This is a genomic window from Arthrobacter sp. TJ-265 (assembly GCF_058269135.1).
This window is the reverse complement of the sequence record NZ_JBZCND010000007.1, coordinates 16,196-39,867: the sequence shown is the minus strand read 5'-3', so window position 1 is coordinate 39,867 and position 23,672 is coordinate 16,196. Positions and strand designations below refer to the sequence as shown.

Here is a 23,672-nt window from a genome sequence, read left to right as displayed (position 1 = left end):
TGGGAAAAATTCTTGTGATTTCGCGGATCCACAGGCGGGTGGGGGGTTATCCTCAGGTTGGACCGGGATGGCCCCCCGGTTATCCACAGCTGTGTCCACACCTGTTAATTACGGATGTCGCCCCCAGGAGGTCCCTCGGGGTCAGGCTTCCCGCTGCTTGTGCTTGATCCGGTTGGTGAGTTCGGTGACCTGGTTGAAGATCGCACGGCGTTCCGCCATGAGTTCCCGGATCTTGCGGTCGGCATGGATGACGGTCGTGTGGTCGCGTCCACCGAGCTCCTGCCCGATCTTCGGCAGGGACATGTCGGTCAGCTCACGGCAGAGGTACATCGCGATCTGCCGTGCCGTCACGAGGGTCCTGGTCCGCGACTTGCTGCACAGTTCCTCCATGCTGATCTGGAAGTAGTCGGCGGTCTGCGCCATGATCACCGTGGACGTGATCTCCTGGGCGCCGTCGGCGGAAATCAGGTCCTTCAGGACGATCTCCGCCAAGTTCACGTCCACGGGCTGGCGGTTCAGGCTGGCGAAGGCCGTCACCCTGATGAGTGCACCCTCGAGTTCACGGATGTTCGTGGCGATCTTGGAGGCGATGTACTCGAGCACGTCGTCGGGCGCGCTCAGGCTGTCGCTGATCGCCTTCTTCCGGAGGATGGCGATGCGCGTCTCAAGCTCGGGAGGCTGGATGTCGGTGAGGAGGCCCCACTCGAAGCGGGAACGCATGCGTTCCTCGAACCCGATGAGCTGCTTGGGTGGCAGGTCGGAGGTGATGACGACCTGCTTGCTGTGGTTGTGCAGGGCATTGAAGGTATGGAAGAACTCCTCCATGGTCCGGTCCTTGCCGGAGAGGAACTGGATGTCGTCGATCAGCAGGATGTCCACGTTGCGGTAGGTCTGCTTGAAGCTCGAGCCCTCGTCGTCGCGGATCGAATTGATGAAGTCGTTGGTGAACTCCTCGGAGTTCACGTAACGGACGCGGATGCCGGTGTAGAGGTGCCTCGCATAGTGGCCGATCGCGTGCAGGAGGTGGGTCTTGCCCAGTCCCGAGTCGCCGTAGATGAACAGCGGGTTGTAGGCCTTCGCCGGGGCTTCCGCCACTGCCACTGCGGCAGCGTGGGCGAAACGGTTGGAGGACCCGATCACGAAGGTGTCGAAGATGTACTTCGGATTGAGCCGGCCGAACTCGTGTGAGTTGCTGGGCGGCGTCGGGGACGGTTTCGCTTCACCCTTCGGCTCCGGGGACGGTTGCTCCGCCGGCTCCGGTTCCGGGACCTCCTCGGTGACAGGGGTCAGCTCGGGATCGATCACGAACGCGCACTGGATGTCCTCGCGGAACACATCGCGCAGCGCCTCGTCGAGGGCTCCCTTGAGCTGGGTCTGCAGCACCTCGCGTGTCAGTTCGTTCGGGACGGCGATGAGCATCGTCGTCCCGATGAGTCCCTGCGCCTGGGCGAGGACCATGAAGCCGCGCTGGCGGGGGGTGACGCGGTCGTCCTGTTCGAGGGTGCGGATGACCTTACGCCAGGAGCTCCCGACGTCGTTTACCTCATCTGTACCCACGAACACCCCTCTTGGCTGTGCTTCCAGTCGAAAATGTCCGTCATCCACAGACTTGTGCACATGTCGTGGATAAACGGACCAGAGCCAAGACTAGAGGATGAAAAGTGGAGAAGATAGCGGACTGACGCGGGGTCGGAGGTCCTGCAGGGGGTGTTGGACGGGCCCACCAGGGGTGCGTGTAGGGTGATTTCAGTACCAGTTGTCCACAGGGCGGTGGACAACTCGTCCACAGGCCGTCCCCCTCGCGGGTTTGACGCCCGTCGGCGCTGTCCCCTACCGTTGTGTAGTCCAACATGTCTGCATTTCGCATGCCATCACAGGTGTTCCCGGGTACTAAGAGGCCTCGGGATGTGACAGCTCTCGCGCGAATGTCGGATGTACACCTTCATCGCGTCAGTCTGTTCTTCCCCCTTGTTGCAATGGGCCGGACGCATCTCAAGATCGTTCTGGAGTAACTACAGTGAGCAAGCGGACTTTTCAGCCGAATAACCGCCGTCGTGCCAAGAAGCACGGTTTCCGTCTTCGCATGCGCACCCGCGCTGGTCGTGCCATCCTGTCGGCGCGCCGCGGCAAGGGCCGTACCGAACTCTCGGCATAAGCGGTCCCTCCCTCGCCATGCATCCTGCGGATGATCGCGTCGGCATGGGCTCCCCTCCCTCTGCGAGGAACAGGTTCCCCCCATGCTCCCGATGATCCACCGGGTGAGAACGGCAAAGGATTTTGCACGTACCGTACGTTCCGGTGCCCGGTCAGGGCGCCGGAACGTTGTGCTATACGGCGCAGTGACGGCGGAGTCCTCCCCCTCGCGGGTCGGGTTCATCGTCGGCAAGAACGTCGGGAACGCAGTCATGCGCAACCTCGTTAAACGGAGGCTGCGCCACCTGGCGGCGGAGTGGGTCAGCGCGAATCCCTGCGGGTTCGACGTCGTCGTCCGCGCTCTACCGGCGGCCGCCGAGAGCGACTGGCCCGCCCTCACCAAGGACTTCACGTCCTGTACGACTGCGGTCGCCCGGAAGCTGAGGGGCTCGGAACCACCCGGAAGGCAGGGCGGAGTATCGTGAGTAAAGTCGCTCGGAGAGTGCTCGCCTTCGTCATCGGGATCCCGCGTCTGACGGTGATCGGACTCCTGATCGCGTACCGGAAGGTCGTCTCTCCGTTGTACGGGCCGGTGTGCCGGTTCTACCCGAGTTGTTCGGCGTACGCCCTCGAAGCCGTAACCGTCCACGGGTTCCTGCGCGGCGGCTGGCTCGCTTCGAGGCGGCTGATGCGATGCCACCCCTGGAACCCGGGCGGTGTGGATCACGTCCCGCCGGGTGGCCGGCGTTTCCGCGAGGGGAACGAGCCAGCGATAGTTGTGTTGAACCACCCGGTGATTCCGGCCGATGACGAAAGCCGCCCCGCGGCCCGAGGAGCAGACTGATTATGGGTTTTTTTGAGACGATCCTGACACCGTTCAGGTGGCTCGTGTCGTGGATCATGTTCATGTTCCACGAGGGCTTCACGTTCCTCGGAATGAATCCCGCATCCGGATGGACCTGGGTGCTGTCGATCATCGGCCTCGTCGTCGTCATCCGTGCCGCACTCATCCCCGTCTTCGTGAAGCAGATCAAGGCGCAGCGCGGCATGCAGGCGCTCCAGCCCGACCTGCGCAAGCTGCAGCAGAAGTACAAGGGGAAGACGGACCAGCTCTCGCGTCAGGCGATGACGCAGGAACAGATGGCCCTGTACAAGAAGCACGGGACAAACCCGTTCGCCGCGTGCCTGCCAATCCTGATCCAGATGCCGTTCTTCTTCGCCCTCTTCACCGTGCTCAACGGGATCTCGCGGGCCAGCGAGGACAACGAGGGGATCGGGGCCCTGTCGCCGGAGTCCGTCCGGCAGTTCGACGATGCGACGATCTTCGGTGCTCCGCTCTCCTCGACGTTCCTCGGCAGCTTCGGCGCCGACGGGAACATCAGCGTCATCATCCTCTCCGTGGTCATGATCATCGCCATGACGGCGTCGCAGTTCATCACGCAGAAGCAGATCATGGCGAAGAACATGTCCGAAGAGGCCATGCAGAGCCCGTTCATGCGTCAGCAGAAGATCATGCTGTACATCCTTCCGCTCGTGTTCGGCATCGGCGGGATCAACTTCCCCATCGGTGTCCTGGTCTACTGGACCACCACCAACGTATGGACGATGGCGCAGCAGTTCTACGTCATCCGCAGGATGCCGACTCCGGGATCTCCCGCCGCCAAGGCTCTCGCGGACCGGCGGGCCAAGAAGGGCCTGCCCGTCGCGCCACTGCTCGGAGAGCGTAAGACCGAGCCGGCCGTGGAGACGGTGCCGGAGCCCCGAGGCCAGCGTGTTCAGCCCCAGCGCAAGAAGAGGAAGAGGCGATGACGGTAGACAACGAAGAGCAGATCGCCGGCCACGAGCCGGAGCCCGACGACGACGTCGAGACTCCTTCGGCGGGCAAGGCATCCCGGCTGGACGAAGAGGGGGACGTCGCGGCGGACTACCTGGAGGAACTGCTCGACATCGCGGACATCGACGGAGACATCGATATCGAGGTCCGCAGCGGTCGCACGTACATCTCGATCGTGTCCGAGGATGCATCCGACACCGGGCTCAGCTCGCTCGTGGGACGGGACGGCGAGGTGCTGGAGGCACTGCAGGAGCTGACCCGGCTCAGCGTCCTGACCGCCACCGACGCACGGTCGCGACTGGTCCTGGACGTCGACGGCTACCGTGACCGGCGCGGTCGCGAGCTGACGAAGATCGCGCAGGACGCCGTCGAGACGGTCAGGGAGACCGGGGAGGACATGGCACTGGCGCCCATGTCGGCGTACGAGCGGAAGATCGTGCACGACGTCGTCGCCGACCTCGGGTTCGTGAGTGAGTCCGAGGGCGAGGGACAGGCGCGGCACATCGTGATCTCCCCCAGTGATGACTGATTCTGCCCGCCTCGATCCCGGTACCCCTGAACCGACGGCCGAGGAACTGACGGCAGCTTCTGCCGTCTTCGGTGACCGGCTCGGACTGGCGCGCGGATTCGTGACCCATCTGGCCTCGTCGGGTATCGAACGAGGGTTGCTGGGGCCGCGAGAAGTGCCGCGCCTCTGGGGACGTCATGTGCTGAACTGCGCCGTCGTGGCAGAGCTCATGGACGCCGACGCGTCGGTCGTCGATGTCGGAAGCGGTGCAGGGCTGCCCGGCCTGGCGATCGCGATTGCGAGACCCGATCTCCACCTCGATCTCGTGGAGCCGCTCGAGCGGCGCGTCATCTGGCTGAAGGAGGTCGTCCACGATCTCGCGCTCGACAATGTGACCGTGCACCGGGCGCGTGCCGAGGAGATGGTAGGCACTCTTCACGGTGACTACGTCACGGCGCGTGCGGTGTCCGCCCTCTCCACGCTCGCCGGGTGGACCATCCCCCTGACCCGGGCGGGTGGACAGGTCCTCGCGATCAAGGGACGCAGCGCCGGCGAGGAGATCGACAAGGCCCGCAAGGTGATCCGGAAGCTCGGCGGGGGGACGGCCGAGATCGTCACGGTCGGCGCTGACGTCCTCGAGGAGCCCACCACGGTGGTCCGGATCCCGGTCCGGCCCGCCTGAGGCGGTGCCGAGCCCTGCGGTGTCACCGTCCCGTGCGGCACGGGTTATCCCGTTACCCTTGTAGATAACGACGTCTGGCATGTGAGAGTGAGCTACTGAGTGACCATCAAGGACGCCCCCGCGAAGAAGCCCGAGCCATTGATGGCTGCCGGGAACCCTCTTGCTGTTGGACTGCGTGAAATACAACCGGGAGTGTTTTCAGACCCGGGCAATACGGGGATCGTTTCACGTGAAACCGTCACTGCTGCTCCTGACTCCGTCAATGCCCCGGCGACGAGGAAGCCCGTCAAGGGGAAGAGCGTGATGGAGGCGATGGACGACTCCTCGCCTCTCGGACGGGAACTCGCGAGCGAGACCCGACGCCGCGAGAAGCTCCTCGGCAAGGATCTCCCCAAGCCGAAGAGCACGCGCATCATGACCATCAGCAACCAGAAGGGCGGGGTGGGCAAGACGACGACGACGGTCAATATCGCAGCCGCCCTCGCTACCGCCGGTCTGCAGGTGCTGGTCATCGACATCGATCCGCAGGGCAATGCGTCCACAGCCCTGAACATCGACCACCACGCCGATGTCGACTCCATCTACGACGTCCTCATCGATGATGTCCCGCTGGGAGACGTCGTCGCTGCCTGCCCGGATGTGCCGAACCTGATCTGCGCCCCGGCCACGATCCACCTGGCCGGTGCCGAGATCGAACTGGTGTCGCTCGTGGCACGCGAGCAGCGCCTGCGCCGTGCGATCGAGGTCTACGCCAAGCAGCGCGAGGAGAAAGGCGAGCCCCGCCTGGACTTCGTCTTCATCGACTGCCCGCCGAGCCTGGGTCTCCTGACGGTCAATGCGTTCGTTGCCGCAAAGGAGGTGCTCATCCCCATCCAGTGTGAGTACTACGCGCTCGAAGGACTCAGCCAGCTGCTGAAGAACATCGAGATGATCCAGAAGCATCTCAACGCCGATCTCTCGGTCTCCACGATCCTCCTGACCATGTACGACGGCCGCACGAACCTCGCGGCTCAGGTGGCGGCGGAAGTGCGGGAGCACTTCCCCCAGCAGGTACTGAAAGCAGTGGTTCCGCGCTCCGTCAGGATCTCCGAGGCACCGAGCTACCAGCAGACCGTCATGACGTACGATCCCTCATCCAGCGGAGCCCTGTCCTATCAGGAAGCTGCTGCTGAAATCGCGTCACGGTCCTGACGGCGGCCCACCCTCGGCCCGTGGGGTCCATAAGACGTAGAGCCGGAGCACAACTCCGAATCGTGGAAGGAATGACATGGCGGAAAAGCGGCGTGGCCTTGGCCGGGGACTAGGAGCTTTGATCCCCAGCGGCCCGGCCGAAGAGGCCCCTCGACTGAGCGAGCCCGAGCGGGAGCAAGAGAAGCGCGAGGTTCGTGAGTCGCCGAGCCCTTCCTCCCGGAAGCAAGGGGGACGCCCCGTGGACCTCTTCTTCGAGCGCGTCACCGAGGACGACGTGGCGGAGCAGCCGCGCTCGTACTCGTCGGCCCTGCGGAGCGGGATCAACAAGAACGTTCTTGATGCTCAAACGAAACGGGTTGCCAAGGGAGGATCGAAGAAGACAGCCGGAGGTTCAGAAGTCCGGAGCGCTGCGCGGTCCACCAGCAAGGAACCACCCGCCGCGGCCGGATCCGCGGACGATGCGGCCCTGGGCGTCGAGGAAGGTTCACCTGTCGCAGCGGCCGTCGATGAGGACTCGGCCGTAGAGCCTCCGTCTTCCGACGGAGCACGGACTGAGTCGTCAGTAGCAGGCGAGGCTGAGCAGCGCGTCGAGGTCTCGGAGGATCTTCCCGGAGTCACGGGCCAGGACCGAAGTGGTACTGCGGATTCTCCGGGCCCGTCGATTGCCGGTGTCAGTGATGGGACTGCACCCGATCCGTCGATGGAGACTTCGACGACGGCGGTTTCACGTGAAACGGTCGCGCCGGTCGCGCCCTCACTCGGGACTTCCGCGGGAGCGGAGGGTGTCCTCATCGATGTGCCGGGGGCTACCTTTGCTGACCTGTCACTGGACAGTATCCACCCGAACCGGAAGCAGCCTCGTGTCGAATTCAACGAGGACGAACTCGCTGAGCTGGTCCACTCGATCCGTGAGATCGGGGTGTTGCAGCCGGTGGTCGTGCGCCCGTCCAAGGAAGCCGGGGATGCTCCCTACGAGCTGGTCATGGGTGAGCGGCGCCTGCGGGCGTCGCGCGAGGCCGGCATGGAGACCATCCCCGCGATTATCCGGTCGACGCTCGACGACGATCTCCTCCGGGACGCTCTGCTGGAGAATCTTCACAGAAGCGCCCTAAATCCCCTGGAGGAGGCGGCCGCCTACCAGCAGCTGCTTGACGACTTCGGCTGCTCGCACGACGAGCTGGCCGGACGGCTCGGCCGTTCACGACCGCAGATATCCAACACGCTCCGGTTGATGAAGCTGCCCCCGCTCGTCCAGCGACGCGTCGCCGCGGGAATCCTCTCCGCTGGGCATGCGCGGGCCCTGCTCGGGCTCGCCGATCCCGCTGAGATGGAGAAGCTGGCGCAGAAGATCGTCGCAGAGGGACTGTCCGTCAGGTCCACGGAGGAGATCGTGGCACTCAGCGGGGGGCTGCGACGAGCCAGCAAGCCGGCCACGCCGAAGGACGGTGCACGGCATGAACGCTTGGACTATCTGGCGACGTCACTGTCGGACCGCCTGGACACCAATGTGAAGATCACGCTGGGGGCGAAGAAGGGTCGCGTCAGTATCGAGTTCGCTAGTGTCGACGATCTGAACAGGATCATCGGGGTCCTGTCTCCCACGAAGGACTAGCAGAACCGGAGGGGGCGTGTTTCACGTGAAACACGCCCCCTCCCGCCTTCCCTTCCAGCAGCTGCCATCCGGCTGCCTCTCACAAGATCCCCGGACGTTGCTTGGACCGGAACGAATCGGTACCGGATGTGGAGCGAGCGGCTGTCGCGTGATCAGAATCTGCGCGTTGCGTGATGTGTTCTGATGAATTGACCGCGTCATGCGGCTCGCTCACCGCCGGGCGCACGCTTTCGAGGTGCGGAAGCGCGTTGCTGGCCCTCGGTGTCCGCACGAGCTATCGCTCAGTGCGTGAAAGCGCGTACTGCTGTCCGGCTTCCGGCCACGTGGAGCGCGATCAGCGGCGCCTGAGCTGCTCTCCAGCAGTGTTTCACGTGAAACATTGCGCTCGGTCTCAGGTGGAACCCGACCCCCATCGGACTGGATCTCGTTCGGTCCGGGGGCTGTGCGGTGGCGCGTTCGGACGCCTGAATCGCTGGTGGCGCCGTATTGCGGCCAAAACGGTGGTGGTGCTGCTGGCCATGGGCGGCCTCCTTTGGAATCACATCGAGGTTCCACGTGAAACACTCTTCGGATGAGCGTCGCACGTTCTTTTGGCTAAGGTGATGGAGCGACGCGGGCGGGCGGGAAGCACGCGCGACCGGGCGTCGTGCCGAGGTAGTCGACGCTGATGTCTACTGAGGTCCACGCGTGGCCGGTGCCGGTCCGCGCGTGTGGTGCAGGGGTACGCGCTGACCCATCTGCCATGGGACGCGGGGTGGAACCGCGATCGGCAACGGGCCCACCTGCGCGACTTCGTCCTCCCGTGCCAGTGTCCAGTGCCGGAGGTCAAGACGTTGGAGGAGCGGCTGGGCATACGGAATCGCCACTGTGGATTGTGGGACGTCTTGGGCGATGGTGACTCGCCAGGCCGGGCGGTATAGCTAGCGGTCGTCGAGGTGATGGTGTCGGACCAATGTCGCATGTCGACCTATTCCGATGTACTGGGAGCTTTCGGGGTTCTGAATGGTAGGGCATGGTTCCACGTGAAACATGAGGCTGCAAACCGGCGCGGCATGGAGCGTGAACTGCTCGGAGGAGGATTTGGATAGTCCTCTCACGAGGTGGGTCGGAAGCCGGACTACTACGGCTTAGTCAATGCGCCTGTACGAGGACGAAGTCGATGCGCGCCGGGGCTCCCCTGCAACGTCGCGTTCTTGTCTTCCGTCGATCCGGCGGTATGGCGGACATCATGTCGCGGGGATGCACGGGTCCGCCTGGGACCTGCAGTAGGTCGTTGGGCCGAGCATCGGCGGACGGATCGCTCGACTGCCGGTACGCCGTCGTGTCGCCTCCGGGAGGTGTACATGGATTCGACGGTGCACGTTCCACTGAGCACCGATCATTAGACTGAGGACACGCGAAGCGAGCTCGTGCAGGCCTCGATCGCTGTTTCACGTGAAACGCAGCCGCCGCCCGGTAGCTGTGCCGCCCGGCCGCCAGCGGCTGGGCGGCACAGCCCGGATATCGGCCAGCGATCAGGAGGCGCCGCGGCCGGAGCCGGGCTCGAGTCGGAACCAGCAACCGAATAGCGCAGGAACAGCGTGCACGGGTGCGTCTCGAATGCCGGAGTCGGTAGGCAATTGCTGGTCCCGCAACGTACGGACGGTTGGGGGCAGCGTCCGACCGGAACTTTCGGACGGGCGTGGAGGGGCGGTCGAACAAGAAAACAAACGAGAAGGCTTGATTGCCGTCCGCTCCTGCAGCGTGGTGTGCGTTTCACGTGAAACCGCACTTTCGAAGGAAATGCGGCGGGAGGGGGCCAGCCCCAGGAGTCCACTTCGGTCGTCGGACGGATTCCGGGCCAGGCCGGATATCGACCCCTCGCCATTGCGCGGGCAGGGTGCTCATTGCAGCGATCCGGGAGAAGGGGCTCGCCTATCAGAAGTGCACAGGCTCCGGCCTCCGGACGACGATCGGCGTGGTGCGAAGGAAGATGCGACCTGTCGGGTCTGTGGCGATAGACAAGCCTCGCCCCCGCGATCAATCACATGGAAAGCAGAGCACAGAAAAGAAGGGCCCGCCGGATCAGTCCGACGAGCCCCTCTTCCAACAGTGCAATCAGTTGATGAATGCAGCGAACTCCTGCTCGAGGACCTGCTTCGGCTTGGCACCGATGGAGGTGGCCGCGACTTCTCCGCCCTTGAAGACGTACACGGCGGGAATCGACGTGATGCCGTACTTGGCAGCGATACCGGGATTGTCGTCGACGTTCACCTTCACGACGTCGACCTTCTCGCTGTGCTCGGCGGCGATGTCGTCGAGGATCGGCGACAGCATGCGGCAGGGACCACACCATTCGGCCCAGAAGTCCACGATGACGGGCTTGCTGGCCTGAAGGACGTCAGCGTCGAAAGACGCGTCCGTCACATCCTTTGCGTTGCTCATTGTGTTGCTCCTTGCGTAGGTGATCGATCAGAGGGTGGCTGATTCGGAAACTGCTTCGGCCGGCGGGGTGGGTACGCGGGCCGCGGTGAGGCTCGTACTGACCGTGTCGGCCAGATAGTGCTCCACATCGAGGGCAGCGACGCAGCCGCTGCCCGACGCGGTGATGGCCTGGCGATAGGTGGGATCGATGACGTCTCCTGCGGCGAACACACCCGGCAGCGACGTCTTGGACGTGCGTCCCTGGACGGCGATGGTGCCTTCGCTGGTCAGCTGGAGCTGGTCCTTGACGAGATCGACTCGCGGGTCATTGCCGATGGCAACGAAGATGCCGGTGACGTCCACGTCGGAGGTGGAGCCGTCGACCGTGCTCGCGATCTTCACTCCGGTGACCTTGTCGGCACCGTGGATCCCGACGACCTCCGAGTTCCAGAGGAAGCGGATCTTCTCGTGGGCGAAGGCGCGGTCCTGCATGATCTTCGACGCACGGAGGCTGTCGCGTCGGTGGATGACCGTCACGGAGCGCGCGAATTTCGTCAGGAACAGAGCCTCCTCCATGGCCGAGTCACCGCCGCCGACGACGGCGATGTCCTGGTCCCTGAAGAAGAATCCGTCGCAGGTGGCGCACCAGCTGACACCGTGCCCTGACAGCCGCTTCTCGTCGTCGAGGCCGATCTCCCGGTACTCGGAGCCGGTCGAGATAATGACCGCTCGTGTGAGGAATTCTTCGCCTGTGGCGATGGTGAGCTTCTTGATGTCCCCGGAAAGCTCTGCCGAGACCACATCCTCGTAGAGGATCTCGGTGCCGAACCGACGGGCCTGCTGCTCGAACTGCTCCATGAGCTCAGGGCCCATGACACCTTCGGGGAATCCGGGGAAGTTCTCGACGTCGGTGGTGTTCATGAGCTCACCGCCGGCCTTGACCGAACTCGCGATCATGAGGGGCTTGAGGTTCGCCCGCGCGGTGTAGACCGCCGCGGTGTAACCGGAGGGCCCGGAACCGACGATGATGACGTCGTGGACCTTTTGCTCACCACCGGCGGGATCTGCCGTGGGTGTTTCCAGTTGGACATCGGTGTGAATTGTCACGTTCTCGGAAGACCTTCCTGTTTTTCCTGCGCTGATTCGGCCGTACCGGGCGTTTCTCGCGGACACCTCCCACAACGGAGCCGCCGGTGCGGTTATTCCATCGAGGGAGCCGCGCCGGGCGCACCTGGACACACGATCGACAGGACCGCGCGCCACGTGCCGAAGGGTCAGCCGACCTCGATCTCGGCGATCCTGAGCCCGAACGGGAACTGGGCCTGGATGTTGGAGAGCCGGGGCAGCTGGGTGAAATTGATGATGACGTACCGGCCGGTGACGGGACCGTCCGCGCCGGAGGGGATGGGGAGGTTCGCCGTCGGCGCGGTGAAACCGCCCTGGGCAATCTGCTCGGCGCCCTCGAGAGTGGGCTGGTCGTTCACCAGCACGGAGAAGGTGCCGCCCGCCGCGTTCAACTGGTCGATGGTGACCTGGGTGATGGTGGACTCCTGCTCCAGTTCGACGACGAGCGCCAGGTTCGTGGCGAGTCCTCCGAAGGTGTCGCTGGCGTAGACCTGATTGCCCCAAAAGGTCGCGGGGTTCCCATCGATGATGAGCGGCAGCGTCCCGTCGTTGCCGGCGTCGAGCCCGGGGTTGTCCGGAACGAGGCGGGTGATGCCCGTGATCACGGGCGCTACCTCGACCGTCGCAGGTGTGGGCTCCGCCGAAGGCGTGGCCGGAACGGGTGCCGGGGTCTCGGCGGGTGCGGTCGTGGACTGGACCGGATCCTCCTCGGCGACGGGCCTGCTGCCGCTGAACACCGACCCCAGATGCGTCGTCGCCAGGACGACCGCGACCACCAGGACGACGGTGAGCACCGCTCCGACGAGGATCCGGGTGAATTTCCGGCCACCGCTGTCGCTGTCGTCGTCCCGGTCCGCCTGCTCCGTGTCGTAGTCGTCCGGATCATCGTCACTGGAGGTTCGGGTGTCTTCGTCGTCGCTGTAGGCGGACAACGGGAACGTCGAGGCAGCCCGTGCGGGTTTCTGGCCTCCCGTGGCTCCCACGACCGATGCCGCTCCTGCTGCGCCGGCTGCGACGGCGGCAGGGCTCAGGCGGCCCGGACCGTTCTCTGCGCGGGATCCACCATCGGGCTCCTCCCGGGCGCCTGCAGGCGAGGACCCGCCCGGCCGCCGGTTCGGCGGCGGTGGCACGCGATGGGAGGACGTCCGGTGCTCGGACAGGGGCTGCGCGGCGACCGGCTCGGCAGGAACGGGAGCAAGGTCCGAGGTGTCGTCCTCCCGTGGACCTCCGAAGCGCCGGCCGAAACGCTGCGTCAGGCCCGACAGCCGCGAGGGGCGCTGGGGGCGGTCGTCGTAATCCTCGTCGTCGTCGTCGTAGGTCTCGGGTTCCGTGGAGCGCGGCCGGCCGAAGATCTCGGAACCGAGCGTGTCGGTGAAGAACGGTTCGATGTACGGCGCCTCGTGGGCCGGTGCGTCCTGCTGGACGATGAGGTCGAGCATGTCGGCGGCGGGCGCACGGTTGGTCACCAGATAGGTACCGGAGTCCGTGATACCCAGATCGAGGACCTGGATGTTGCCGTCCCGGTCACCCGTGGCCAGTTCCCGGGCGCTCGTGGCCACCTGGGATGCGTTGCCGGCCGAGGCGACGAGGATGCTGACGGGCCGGTTGAGGACCTGGTCGACGCCGTCGAGCACGAGATCCTTCTCAGCAGAGGCCAGGACGTAGGCGGTTACCTTGTACCGGCCACCCAGCACTGAACCGACGTCTACTGCTTCTGGCACGTGTTCCTCCCCGGAAACCCTGGCTGATTTTTACCCATGCTACCGGTCGGTCGGTCCATTCCCGGGCTGGAGGGTCAGGCGCGGCTGCGGCGGAATCGTCCGAGGAGCGGGCCCACGAGCTCGGTGAGTTCGGTGACGCGCAGCACTTTCAGCATGACGACGTACACGGCGAACATGAGGACACCGCCGATCGCGAGCACGACGAGGGCGTTCACTTTCGACTGCCAGAGGAAGCCGTCCGCGCTGTACCCTCCGAACGCCCAGCACAGTGCGGTCCCTGCGATCGCCGCCATGATCCCGGCCAGGGTGAGGCGGACATGGACGTCGAAGACGTGTCCGGCGCCGTAGGACCCGATCTTGCGGGTCAGGAACAGGTGGCTGACGACGACGGCGATCGCGTTGCCGAGCGAGTAGGCGACGGCCAGCATCGGCACGATCAACTGGGGATCGAACGTGCCCGCGATGAGGGCGAGGCCGACCCCTACTGCGGACAGGACGATCTGGATCTTGAGCGGTGTCCTGACGTCCTCGCTGGCATAGAAGACACGGTTGAGGAAGAAGTTGGCGCTGAGGAACGGGGCGCCCACGGCGAGGATCGCGATGATCACACCGTTGATGGCAGCACTTTCGGGGGACTCGCTGAACAGGACGCCGAGGGGTCCGGCGAAGCTGAGCAGGGCCGCCGCGCCGAAGACCGTGGCCACGCCGATCATGCGCAGGCCCCGCGAGAGGGTGGCCCGTACCGTCCGCATGTCGCCGTCCGCATGCGCGGACGAGAGCTGGTTGAACATGACCGTGGCCAATGACAGCGCGATGACGGAGTGCGGCAGCTGGTACACCATCGCGCCGAACTCGAGGTTGGTGGAGCCCGGGATCTGAACGGGAGGGTCCTGGGCGAGGAAGCCCTGCCGGGCGTCCGAGGCGATGGTGGCGACGCGCAGGTTCACGAGATAGAGGCCGTTGCCGATGAGCATCGTGAGGATCGTGACCGACGCGAGCTTGCCCGTCCTCCCGAGCCCCGTGCCGCGGATCCCGAACTTCGGCCGCAGGCCCAGGTTCAGGCGCTTCAGCGGGATGAACATCACGAGCGCCTGGATCACGATGCCGAGCGTGGTCCCCCCGGCCAGCAGTACCGTCTGCTCCATGGTCCAGGTATCCGGCTGGTGCCGTTCCGCCTGCTCGCCACCCATCAGCGCGATGAAGACGATCAGGAAGGCGATGGACACCACGTTGTTGACGACGGGCGCCCACATGTACGGACCGAACGAACCGTTGGCGTTGAGGATCTGACCGGTCACCGCGTAGATCCCGTAGAAGAAGATCTGCGGAAGGCACCAGAAGGCGAACGCCGTGGTGAGGGCGAGGTTCGCCCCCGTGAAGCTCGTGGTCACGCCGACGATGACCGGCGCGGCGAGGGTGACGAGCACGGTCAGGACGAGGAGCGCCGCGGCAGTGAGGGTCAGGAGCCGGCTGACGAAGTCCGCCCCCCGGTCCGGCTGCTTGCTGGCGCGGATGATCTGGGGCACCAGGACGGCGTTGAACACGCCTCCGGCCAGCATCAGGTAGAGGAAGTTGGGGAGGTTGTTGGCCGAGGTGAACAGGTCCGACACCTGACCCGTCGCGCCGATCGCCGTCGCCAGCAGGGCCACACGGACGAGGCCGAGGATCCGCGAGACGAGGGTGCCGGCGGCCATGATCGCACTCGCCCGGGCCATGGAGCCGCCGCGCGGCGCCGAGGGGTCATCGCGGACCGGGTGATCGGGGTCCTGCAGGGGTACCGAGGCTGTGTTCGTGTCAGACATCGCTCCCCATCGTCTCACCGATGGGACGACGGCGGCGCGCCGCCGCCCGGGTGCGGTGGTCGCGCGCCGGGCTCAGAGGTGCTCGGGCAGGACCTCACGGGCGAGATCGGCGATCCGCCGTTCGTTGGGGAAGGACAGCCGGCGCCCGAGGTCCTGCAGGGGCACCCACGCGACGTCGACGGCCTCATGATCGGGATCGTTCTCGATGGTGAGGTAACCGCCGGTACTGATCAGGAGATAGTGGTGGACGGTCTTGTGCACGCGGTGGCCGCTGACCGTGAACCAGTAGTCGATGCTGCCGAGCGCGGAGACGATCCTGCCCTCGATGCCCGTCTCCTCGGCGATCTCCCGGACGGCCGCTTCCTCGTTGTTCTCCGAGCCTTCCGGGTGGCCCTTGGGCAGGCACCACTCCAGGCGTCCGCCGCGGTTGAGTCGGGCGATGATGGCGACGTCGAGGGTGTCCTTCGACGCGTCGACGACGATGCCGCCCGCGGACACCTCCTCCACCGTGGGCAGCTGGTGCTGCACGGCAGGCATACCCGTGGTTCCCATTGACACTGTCAATGGGGTGCGCTTCGGAGCACTTGGAACGGGTCGGTCCATGCAGACCACTCTAACGATCTTTGGCCCGGGACGATGACGACCCGGGCCCCGGCCCGCCCGTTCCCACAGCAGCGTCACGGCATCATGCGGCCCGGTCCACGGTGTGGGAAACGGGGGCTGATCTGGCACCCTTAAGGGACTATGGCGCACCTGCTGGACACTTCCACCCTCACCGCACCCCTTCCTCCCGTTGTCCTCGAGGTCGGCGAACTCTTCGACGCCGCGGGCCATGAGCTCTCGCTCGTCGGGGGGCCGGTGCGCGATCTCTTCCTCGGCAGGGTGTCGCCCGATCTGGACTTCACCACGGACGCCGACCCCGACCAGACACTCGCGGTCGTCCGGCGCTGGGCGGACGCCTACTGGGAGATCGGCCGGGCCTTCGGCACGATCGGCCTCCGCAAGGACGGCTACCAGATCGAGATCACGACGTACCGCGCGGAGGCCTACGACCCGTCGTCCAGGAACCCGACGGTCGCCTTCGGCGCGAACCTCGAGGACGACCTCGAGCGCCGCGACTTCACGATCAACGCGATGGCGCTCCGGTTGCCGTCCCTCGAACTGGTCGACCCGTTCGGCGGTGTCAGGGACCTGCACGCGGGCGTCCTCCGCACTCCCGGCACGCCGTCGTCGTCGTTCTCCGACGACCCGCTGCGCATGATGCGTGCCGCCCGCTTCGTCTCCCAGCTGGGTGTGGCTCTCGCCCCGGAGGTGACGGAGGCGATGACGCACATGTCCGAGCGGATCTCCATCATCTCGGCCGAGCGCGTGCGGGACGAACTGGTCAAGCTCATCCAGGGCGCGGCGCCCGACGCCGGGATCGACCTGATGGTGGAGACCGGGCTCGCGGAGCACGTGATGCCGGAGGTGTCCGCCCTGCGGCTGGAGACGGACGAGCACCACCGTCATAAGGACGTCTACCAGCATTCCCTCACCGTCCTGCGCCAGGCGTGCTCCCTCGAGTCGGGCGGCGACGGTCCGGTCCCGGGGCCCGACGTCGTCCTGCGGCTCGCCGCCCTCCTGCACGACATCGGCAAGCCCGCGACCCGGAAGTTCGAGCCCGGAGGCGCCGTCAGCTTCCGGCACCACGACGCCGTCGGCGCGAAGCTCGCGGCGAAGAGGCTGCGGGCGCTGAGGTTCGACAACGACACCATCAAGGCCGTCGCGCGCCTGGTGGAACTGCACATGCGGTTCTACGGCTACGGGGAGGCCGGCTGGAGCGATTCGGCCGTCCGACGCTACGTGAGCGACGCCGGACCCCTCCTCGAGCGGCTCCACCGCCTCACGCGTTCCGACGTCACCACCCGGAACCGGCGCAAGGCCGAACGGCTGGCGTTCGCCTACGACGATCTCGAGGCGAGGATCGCCGCGCTCGCCGACCAGGAGGAGCTGGCCTCGATCCGCCCCGACCTCGACGGCGAGCAGATCATGGCGCTGCTCGGCGTCCGCCCCGGCCCCGTGGTGGGCCGCGCCTACCGGTTCCTCCTCGAGGAGCGGATGGAACACGGGCCGCAGGACCCCGTCGACGCACAGACCAAGCTCCGGCAGTGGTGGAGCGAGCAACCCGAATCTCAGGAGAGCACCCCATGAAGCCGTTGTCAGGCGCCGCAGCACCGGACCTCACCCCGTCCGGGACACCCCTGCCCCGCCTCTGGCTGCTCCGGCACGGCGAGACGGAGTGGTCGAGGGACGGCCGCTACACGGGTCTGACGGATCTCCCCCTGACCGGCTACGGGGAGGAGCAGGCGCTCGCCGCGCGCGAGCACCTCCAGGGCGTCGAGTTCGACCTCGTGGTGACCTCCCCCCTGCAGCGCGCCGTCCGCACGGCCGAACTCGCGGGTTTCCCCGACGCCGAGGTGCTGCCCTACGCCCACGAGTGGGACTACGGCGACAACGAGGGGCTCAACAGTGCCAGGGTCCGTGCAGAGAACCCCGACTACCTCATCTGGAACGACGGCGCGCCGCACGGGGAGACGCTGGACCAGGTGGCTGAGCGGGCGGACCGCGTCATCGCCCGTGTCCAGGCGGGGTGCGGTACTGCCGCCGACAACGACCCCGGGGCGACGCCCGTGCAGAATGCGCTGCTCGTCGCCCACGGCCACTTCCTGCGGATCGTCGCGGCCCGCTGGCTCCAGTTCGGCGGCATCGAGGGACGGCGCTTCGTCCTCGGCACCGCCGCGGTCTGCGCGCTGGGCTGGGACAAGCACACGCCTGCCATCGTGCACTGGAACCTCTAGGCGCCGTCGGACCCCGACGCCGGCTGCGCTGACCTGCGGACGAAGCGCCGGAGGGCCCACTCGAGCGGACCGGTCCGGTACCTCGCGAGGATGAGGTGACTGGCGGCGGCCTGTCCCGCGAAGAGCACGACGACGACCACGACCACGAGGGTGGGCGGGAGGCGGTCCATCAGACCGAACCCGTAGCCGGTGAAGACGAGGCACAGCACGGCGGACTGGGCGAGGTAGTTGCTCAGTGACAGGCGACCGGTCGGAGCGAGCACTGCCGTGACGACGCGTCCGGCGCGCGATTCCAGCACCAGCAGGAGGGACGCGGCATAGCCCACGGTCACGAGCGGAGACACCACGACCGAGATCCCGGTGGCCAGGAGCGGCACCGCACTGTCCCCACCCCACACGTCGAGGTAGGCCGAGTACCCCGAGCCGGCCAGACCGAGGGGGAGGGTCAGGACGACGACGCGCCACAGCACGGCGCGTGGCGGCACCGCCGGTCGGAGAACCCCCAGCATCGCCAGTGCGGAACCCGCGAGGAAGGCCGCGAGGGCGAGTGGCCCCTGGAAGGACACGACGGACGGAAGGACGACGCCGTAGGTCGCCGCGTTGGCGGCGAGTGCGGCGGCAGGGGACGCCGTCGGCGTGGTCTGCGCGGCGGAGACCTCGGTACCTGCCGCGCCACCGAGGAGCAGGAGCGCCGCGGCGACGAGGAGCAGGGCCATCCCCAGCGTGATACCGATCGCGAGGGCGAGGCGTGCACGCGGCGCCATGGACCCGGCGGCGAGCAGGACCGCGCCTGCGACCGCATAGGTCAGGAGGATGTCGCCGTAGAACAGGGTCAGCCCGTGAACGATGCCGACGACTCCGAGGAAGATCAGGCGCCGTGCCATGATGCGCGCCCCGTCCCTGCCGGCTGCCGCGGCGAGCACGACGGACCCGTAGCCGAACAGCAGCGAGAACAGCAGGTAGAACTTGCCCTCGAAGAACATCACCACGGCGAAGCGGATCCCGAGATCCGTCCGTGATGCGCTGGACGGAACCTGGCCTCCCGCCAGATGGGACGAGTCGGCGAAGAACCACACATTGACCATGAGGATCCCGAAGAGGGCGAAACCCCTCAGGGCGTCGACCTGCGCGATGCGCGAGTTCCCACCCACCGGTCCCGGCACCCGATCCCACCTCTCCCCGAAATTATCCCGATGAATTCACCAGAAGGGCTATGCCTGTGCATATTCCATACGGTAGCTTTATTCACGTGCCATTGGGTCTTCCCAACTCGGACCGTTCCAACTCGAACAGTTCCCGACCCGAACCGCGAGGGAAGCCGTGGCCGCATGACCGCAGGTCACTCGACGTATTGGAGGTGGAGATCGTGAATACCATGCTCGGCGGAGCCTTTGCCCGCCCGACCGATCCCGCCTTCGTCCTCCGTCTCCACTAGGAAGTCGGCGCACCGGCGGTAGCCGGCCGATCCAGCACCGTCCCCCGTGCCCCTGCGCGGCTTCCCCACCTCTCCTTTCCCGGCAATGCCATTCGTGGCTCGCCCCTGCCGAATTCCGTCCTGCCGAAAGTCCGTCATGCCCGATTCCAGGCCCATTCCTGCCCAATTCACCGACAATCCCTCCGCACCATTCCCTGCCTCCGGCGAATTCATCATGGGCGGATCGCTGACTCCGCTCCCGGACGCCCGGCCGGGGGTGGACCTCCCGGGTGTCCCAGCACACCCGATGCCCGGTTTCCACCGCAGGAAGGAGGTGCAACGCATGCTGAGGAGATGGAGGAACAGCCTGTCCCTGTGGGGACGGAACTGGGTGAGCCGGCCCCGTGACCCGTGGGAGGCATCGCAGCGGTTGACGCTGCCCCAGCACACCACGTTCATCAAGTGACCTGCGGGCCGGCCCCGCGGCGTCGACCGCAGCCGGCGATCAGATCAGCGATCCCGGGTGCGGTCGACGGTCACCGACGGGCAGGAGTGCGCTGCTTCACGGAATGAGGGGCGTGAACGAGGCGTTATAGGGTCGTGAGGTTACGCGACCGGCCTTCCCGCTCCGGTCGGAAGGGAGATGGTGTGTCCGGCGTCAGGCGCGTGGCCATGCTCTCCCTGCACACCTCCCCCCTCGAGCAGCCCGGTACGGGTGACGCCGGCGGCATGAACGTCTATGTCAGGAGCACCGCCCTCGAGCTCGCCGGCGTCGGGATCGACGTCGAGATCTTCACGCGCGAGGCCGGCGAGGGACGCCCGCGGCGTGAGGTGCTCGCCGACGGCGTCGTGGTCCACCACCTCGATGCGGGACCCCGCCACCGCATCCCGAAGGAAGACCTGCCGGGGTTGACGGACACCTTCGCCGACGCGATCACGGACGTGGCCGACCTCCTCGCGGACGGCCACTTCGACGTCCTGCATTCCCACTACTGGGTCTCCGGAATGGTGGGTCTCACGCTCAGCCGGGAGATGAACCTGCCCCTGGTCCACTCCATGCACACGATGGCGAAGGTCAAGAACCTGCGCATGAAGGCCCTCAGTGCTCCGGAACCGGCCGAGCGGATCGCCGGCGAGGAGGCCGTCGTCGAGGGGGCGGCGCGTCTGATCGCGAACACGAGCACCGAGGCGTCCGAGCTCATCTCGCTCTACGGCGCCGAGCCGGACCGCGTCGACGTGGTGGCTCCCGGCGTGGACCTGTCGACGTTCAACCCGGGTGATCACGCCGCTGCCCGGGCTGCGCTGGCCTTCCCTCCGGAGCAGTTCCACGTGGTGTTCGCCGGGAGGATCCAGAAGCTGAAAGGTCCGCAGGTCCTCGTGGCCGCGGCCGCGGACCTCCGGCGCCGGCGGCCGGACATCCCGCTCGCCGTCAGCATCCTCGGCGCGGGAAGCGGCTCCGAGGCGCTGGCCCTTCAGCCCCTCATCGACGACGCCGGCCTCACCCGGGACGTGCGCCTCTACCCGCCTGTCACGGCCTCCCACCTGGCCCAGTGGTTCCGGTCCGCGGATGCGGTGGTGATGCCGTCCTTCAGTGAATCCTTCGGCCTCGTGGCGCTGGAAGCACAGGCGTGCGGTACCCCTGTGATCGTCGCCAACGTCGGCGGGCTGCCGCAGGCCGTCAGCGACGGGCGCAGCGGCCTCCTCGTGGACGGTCACTCCGCGACCGCCTGGGCGGACGCGCTCGAACGGCTGCATGACGACGCGCGCCTGAAGGAGACGCTGGGCCGCGGGGCCGCCACCCATGCGCTGGCATTCGGCTGGCAGCGCACGGCCCTGCTGACGGCCCAGAGCTACCGCACCGCCGTCGAGCGTTTCTCCACGGCGCCCGCCCGCTGACGCCCCGTGCGCGCACCCTAGGATGGAAGCGTGAATCCCACCGAGCTCGCCACCTACCTCGATTCCGTCCGCATCACCGGGCTCGTGGCCACGTCGCGGCAGGACAACCTGAAGCACATGCGGCTCTTCCTCGAGCGCAACGAACACCTCGAGTTCGGGGTGGAACACACCAGGGAGTGGACCTACGACGACGTCTTCGACCTCATGCACGAACGCGTGGGGACGAGCCCCGACCGGAACCACACCGAGGGCCAGGACACCATCGACGCCGTGAAGTGCATCGCGGCCCTCGACCGGTTCGCCGACCGGCTGGGGGCGTCCGCCCGCCGGAAGGAGCGGATCCTCTTCGCGACGGGCCACCCGGCGGGCCTGCTCCCCGTCCATGCGGCCTTCGCGCAGGCGGTGACCGCCGCGGGTGCCACCGTGGTGCGGGTCCCCGAGGGGCGCCATTTCGGTGCCGGGGACATCCGCCAGGTCTTCGGGGTGCTCGTATGGCATCAGCACGGTGGACTCATGCACACGCACTTCCCGGAGCCCATGCGCCTGAGCCTCGAGACCCTCACCCGCGCCGGACACGACCTGCCGGACCTCGTCGTGGCCGACCACGGGTGGGCAGGCCATGCGGCGAATGCCGGGCTGCCGACCGTCGGCTTCGCGGACTGCAACGACCCCGGGCTGTTCGTCTCGGAGGCGCAGGGCCAGCTCGACGTCGCCGTCCCGCTCGACGACAACGTGACCCCGGGACTGTACGAACCCCTCATCGACTACGTCCTCGGGCGGGCAGGGCTCCCGCGGGCCTGATCCGGGGCGCTGGTAGGTTGGCTGCATGAGCGATCTTGAGATTGCCCGCGCCGCCGCGGTCAGGCCCATCGAGGACATCTCCGACGCGGCAGGGATCCCGCGGGAGGCCCTCGAGTTCCACGGCCGGTACAAGGCGAAGATCGACCCGCGGCTGCTGCCCGACGACGGCCGCACCCCCGGCAAGGTGGTCCTGGTCAGCGCCATGAGCCCGACCCCCGCGGGCGAGGGGAAGTCCACCTGCACGGTGGGGCTCGCGGACTCCCTCGCCCGGGCAGGGCAGCGCGTGATGATCGCCCTGCGTGAGCCCTCCCTCGGGCCCGTGCTGGGGATGAAGGGCGGCGCGACCGGTGGCGGCTACTCGCAGGTGCTGCCCATGGACGAGATCAACCTGCACTTCACCGGCGACTTCCATGCCATCACCTCCGCGAACAACGCGCTGGCCGCACTCATCGACAACCACATCCACCAGGGCAACGAGCTCGGTATCGATCCGCGGCGCATCACGTTCAAGCGGGTCCTGGACGTCAACGACCGCGCCCTGCGCGAGGTGGTCATCGGCCTCGGGGGGCCCATGCAGGGAACCCCCCGCCAGGACGGCTTCGACATCACCGTGGCCTCCGAGATCATGGCCGTCTTCTGCCTGGCCACCGATCCCGCGGATTTGAAGGAACGCCTGGCGGACATCACCTTCGGCTACACCTACGACCGCCGGCCGCTGACCGTCCGGGACCTGGGGGTGGAGGGGGCGTTGGCCTTGCTGCTCAGGGACGCCCTCAAGCCGAACCTCGTGCAGACCATCGCCGGCACACCGGCCCTCGTGCACGGTGGTCCGTTCGCGAACATCGCCCACGGCTGCAACTCCGTCATCGCCACCCGGACGGCCCGCCGCCTCGCGGACATCGTCGTCACGGAGGCCGGCTTCGGCGCGGACCTCGGGGCCGAGAAGTTCATGGACATCAAGGCGAGGGTCGCGGATCTGGCACCCGACGCCGTCGTGATCGTCGCGACCGTCCGTGCCCTGAAGATGCACGGCGGGGTCGCCAAGGCCGACCTCGCGCGGCCCGACGCCGAGGCGCTCCGGGGCGGGACGGCGAACCTCCTCCGCCACGTGCGGAACATCGAGAAGTTCGGGATCTCGCCCGTCGTCGCCATCAACAGGTTCGGTACCGACACGCAGGAGGAGCTCGACTGGCTGCTCTCCTGGTGCGCCGGCGAGGGGATCGCCGCCGCCGTCGCCGACGTGTGGGGCCAGGGCGGGGGTGGCCCGGGCGGGGACGAACTCGCGGCCGAGGTCCTCGCGGCCCTCGAGCGGCCCGTCGCCTTCTCCCACCTCTACCCGCTCGACCTCCCCGTGGAGGAGAAGATCCGCATCATCGTGCAGGAGATGTACGGAGCGGACGGCGTCGACTTCTCGGTCCCGGCCCTGCGTCGCCTGAAGGAGATCGAGGCGAACGGGTGGTCGGGACTGCCCGTGTGCATGGCGAAGACCCAGTACTCGTTCTCGGACGACCCGAGCCTGCTCGGCGCACCCAAGGGCTTCACCGTCCACGTCCGGGACCTCATCCCGAAGACCGGCGCCGGGTTCGTCGTCGCGCTCACGGGTTCCGTGATGACGATGCCCGGACTGCCGCAGGAGCCGGCCGCGCTCCGCATGGACGTGGATGCCGACGGCAACGCCGTCGGACTGTTCTAGTACCCGCCCTGCCCGGACCG

At 66.8% G+C, this 23,672-nt stretch carries 20 protein-coding genes; 13 read left to right on the top strand and 7 right to left on the bottom strand.

Translation table 11 applies throughout. The features are described from left to right. Positions 1–141: 141 nt before the first annotated feature. Positions 142–1,557 carry a chromosomal replication initiator protein DnaA gene (dnaA, locus tag AC4D2E_RS16805; RefSeq protein ID WP_181033614.1) on the bottom strand — a complete coding sequence of 472 codons (1,416 nt, stop codon included), beginning with the start codon at positions 1,555–1,557 and terminating at the stop codon, positions 142–144. Between the two features lie 460 nt (positions 1,558–2,017). Here dnaA and rpmH point away from each other — a divergent pair, with 460 nt between their 5' ends. The 8 genes from rpmH (at position 2,018) to AC4D2E_RS16765 (ending at position 7,960) form a co-directional block, all read left to right on the top strand. After that, positions 2,018–2,155, top strand: a complete 138-nt coding sequence (rpmH, locus tag AC4D2E_RS16800) for a 50S ribosomal protein L34 (RefSeq protein WP_022892375.1) — start codon at positions 2,018–2,020, stop codon at positions 2,153–2,155. Positions 2,156–2,237: 82 nt separating this feature from the next. After that, positions 2,238–2,618, top strand: coding sequence for a ribonuclease P protein component (rnpA, locus tag AC4D2E_RS16795; RefSeq protein WP_104167552.1), 381 nt, complete (start codon positions 2,238–2,240; stop codon positions 2,616–2,618). Positions 2,619–2,635: 17 nt separating this feature from the next. Further along, positions 2,636–2,977, top strand: coding sequence for a membrane protein insertion efficiency factor YidD (gene yidD, locus AC4D2E_RS16790; RefSeq protein WP_490911621.1), 342 nt, complete (start codon positions 2,636–2,638; stop codon positions 2,975–2,977). A 2-nt stretch (positions 2,978–2,979) separates the two neighbouring features. Continuing rightward, positions 2,980–3,942, top strand: coding sequence for a membrane protein insertase YidC (gene yidC, locus AC4D2E_RS16785; RefSeq protein WP_490911588.1), 963 nt, complete (start codon positions 2,980–2,982; stop codon positions 3,940–3,942). Next, a complete protein-coding gene (locus tag AC4D2E_RS16780) occupies positions 3,939–4,496 on the top strand; it encodes a Jag family protein (RefSeq protein WP_104167554.1) in 558 nt (185 codons plus the stop codon). The genes yidC and AC4D2E_RS16780 overlap by 4 nt, the downstream gene beginning before the upstream one ends. Beyond that, complete coding sequence (gene rsmG / locus AC4D2E_RS16775) at positions 4,489–5,157, top strand: 16S rRNA (guanine(527)-N(7))-methyltransferase RsmG (protein WP_104167555.1); 669 nt, start codon at positions 4,489–4,491, stop codon at positions 5,155–5,157. Before AC4D2E_RS16780 ends, rsmG begins: the two co-directional genes overlap by 8 nt. Positions 5,158–5,460: 303 nt before the next feature. After that, a complete protein-coding gene (locus tag AC4D2E_RS16770; protein WP_490911622.1) occupies positions 5,461–6,348 on the top strand; it encodes a ParA family protein in 888 nt (295 codons plus the stop codon). A 238-nt stretch (positions 6,349–6,586) separates the two neighbouring features. Then, positions 6,587–7,960, top strand: coding sequence for a ParB/RepB/Spo0J family partition protein (locus AC4D2E_RS16765; RefSeq protein ID WP_490911589.1), 1,374 nt, complete (start codon positions 6,587–6,589; stop codon positions 7,958–7,960). 2,097 nt (positions 7,961–10,057) lie between these two features. Here AC4D2E_RS16765 and trxA read toward each other — a convergent pair. The 5 genes from trxA to AC4D2E_RS16740 form a co-directional block, all read right to left on the bottom strand. Continuing rightward, positions 10,058–10,384 (bottom strand): thioredoxin, encoded by a 327-nt coding sequence (gene trxA, locus AC4D2E_RS16760; protein ID WP_104167558.1) that lies wholly within the window; start codon positions 10,382–10,384, stop codon positions 10,058–10,060. A gap of 27 nt (positions 10,385–10,411) precedes the next feature. Next, on the bottom strand, positions 10,412–11,464 hold the full coding sequence (gene trxB / locus AC4D2E_RS16755) for a thioredoxin-disulfide reductase (RefSeq protein ID WP_490953377.1): 1,053 nt from the start codon (positions 11,462–11,464) through the stop codon (positions 10,412–10,414). A 173-nt stretch (positions 11,465–11,637) separates the two neighbouring features. Further along, on the bottom strand, positions 11,638–13,209 hold the full coding sequence (locus tag AC4D2E_RS16750) for an ABC transporter substrate-binding protein (protein ID WP_490953339.1): 1,572 nt from the start codon (positions 13,207–13,209) through the stop codon (positions 11,638–11,640). Between the two features lie 74 nt (positions 13,210–13,283). Beyond that, complete coding sequence (gene murJ / locus AC4D2E_RS16745; protein ID WP_490953338.1) at positions 13,284–15,011, bottom strand: murein biosynthesis integral membrane protein MurJ; 1,728 nt, start codon at positions 15,009–15,011, stop codon at positions 13,284–13,286. 72 nt (positions 15,012–15,083) lie between these two features. Beyond that, entirely contained in the window at positions 15,084–15,614 is a 531-nt protein-coding gene (locus AC4D2E_RS16740; protein WP_104168190.1) for an NUDIX hydrolase, read from the bottom strand. Between the two features lie 141 nt (positions 15,615–15,755). Between AC4D2E_RS16740 and AC4D2E_RS16735 the strand changes: the two genes are divergently transcribed. Then, a complete protein-coding gene (locus AC4D2E_RS16735) occupies positions 15,756–17,201 on the top strand; it encodes a CCA tRNA nucleotidyltransferase (protein ID WP_490953337.1) in 1,446 nt (481 codons plus the stop codon). Continuing rightward, positions 17,198–17,848 carry a histidine phosphatase family protein gene (locus AC4D2E_RS16730; protein ID WP_104167562.1) on the top strand — a complete coding sequence of 217 codons (651 nt, stop codon included), beginning with the start codon at positions 17,198–17,200 and terminating at the stop codon, positions 17,846–17,848. Before AC4D2E_RS16735 ends, AC4D2E_RS16730 begins: the two co-directional genes overlap by 4 nt. Here the strand turns inward: AC4D2E_RS16730 and AC4D2E_RS16725 are convergent. Beyond that, positions 17,845–19,011, bottom strand: coding sequence for a DUF418 domain-containing protein (locus tag AC4D2E_RS16725; protein WP_490953336.1), 1,167 nt, complete (start codon positions 19,009–19,011; stop codon positions 17,845–17,847). The genes AC4D2E_RS16730 and AC4D2E_RS16725 overlap by 4 nt on opposite strands. Before the next feature lie 899 nt (positions 19,012–19,910). Here AC4D2E_RS16725 and mshA point away from each other — a divergent pair. Genes mshA through AC4D2E_RS16710 form a run of 3 tightly spaced genes read left to right on the top strand, consistent with a single transcriptional unit; the run spans position 19,911 to position 23,652 of the window. Then, complete coding sequence (mshA, locus tag AC4D2E_RS16720; protein ID WP_104167565.1) at positions 19,911–21,158, top strand: D-inositol-3-phosphate glycosyltransferase; 1,248 nt, start codon at positions 19,911–19,913, stop codon at positions 21,156–21,158. 30 nt (positions 21,159–21,188) lie between these two features. After that, positions 21,189–21,959, top strand: coding sequence for a phosphatase (locus AC4D2E_RS16715; protein WP_490953335.1), 771 nt, complete (start codon positions 21,189–21,191; stop codon positions 21,957–21,959). Positions 21,960–21,984: 25 nt separating this feature from the next. Beyond that, positions 21,985–23,652 (top strand): formate--tetrahydrofolate ligase, encoded by a 1,668-nt coding sequence (locus tag AC4D2E_RS16710; RefSeq protein WP_490953334.1) that lies wholly within the window; start codon positions 21,985–21,987, stop codon positions 23,650–23,652. Positions 23,653–23,672 lie beyond the last annotated feature (20 nt).

Excerpts from the sequence above, each read along its gene's own strand:
- AC4D2E_RS16740 (WP_104168190.1), bottom strand. The coding sequence starts at position 15,614 with ATGGACCGACCCGTTCCAAGTGCTCCGAAGCGCACCCCATTGACAGTG.
- AC4D2E_RS16710 (WP_490953334.1), top strand. The coding sequence starts at position 21,985 with ATGAGCGATCTTGAGATTGCCCGCGCCGCCGCGGTCAGGCCCATCGAG.
- AC4D2E_RS16735 (WP_490953337.1), top strand. The coding sequence starts at position 15,756 with ATGGCGCACCTGCTGGACACTTCCACCCTCACCGCACCCCTTCCTCCC.
- AC4D2E_RS16770 (WP_490911622.1), top strand. The coding sequence starts at position 5,461 with ATGGAGGCGATGGACGACTCCTCGCCTCTCGGACGGGAACTCGCGAGC.
- rnpA (WP_104167552.1), top strand. The coding sequence starts at position 2,238 with ATGCTCCCGATGATCCACCGGGTGAGAACGGCAAAGGATTTTGCACGT.
- AC4D2E_RS16730 (WP_104167562.1), top strand. The coding sequence starts at position 17,198 with ATGAAGCCGTTGTCAGGCGCCGCAGCACCGGACCTCACCCCGTCCGGG.
- rsmG (WP_104167555.1), top strand. The coding sequence starts at position 4,489 with ATGACTGATTCTGCCCGCCTCGATCCCGGTACCCCTGAACCGACGGCC.
- AC4D2E_RS16780 (WP_104167554.1), top strand. The coding sequence starts at position 3,939 with ATGACGGTAGACAACGAAGAGCAGATCGCCGGCCACGAGCCGGAGCCC.
- murJ (WP_490953338.1), bottom strand. The coding sequence starts at position 15,011 with ATGTCTGACACGAACACAGCCTCGGTACCCCTGCAGGACCCCGATCAC.
- yidC (WP_490911588.1), top strand. The coding sequence starts at position 2,980 with ATGGGTTTTTTTGAGACGATCCTGACACCGTTCAGGTGGCTCGTGTCG.
- trxA (WP_104167558.1), bottom strand. The coding sequence starts at position 10,384 with ATGAGCAACGCAAAGGATGTGACGGACGCGTCTTTCGACGCTGACGTC.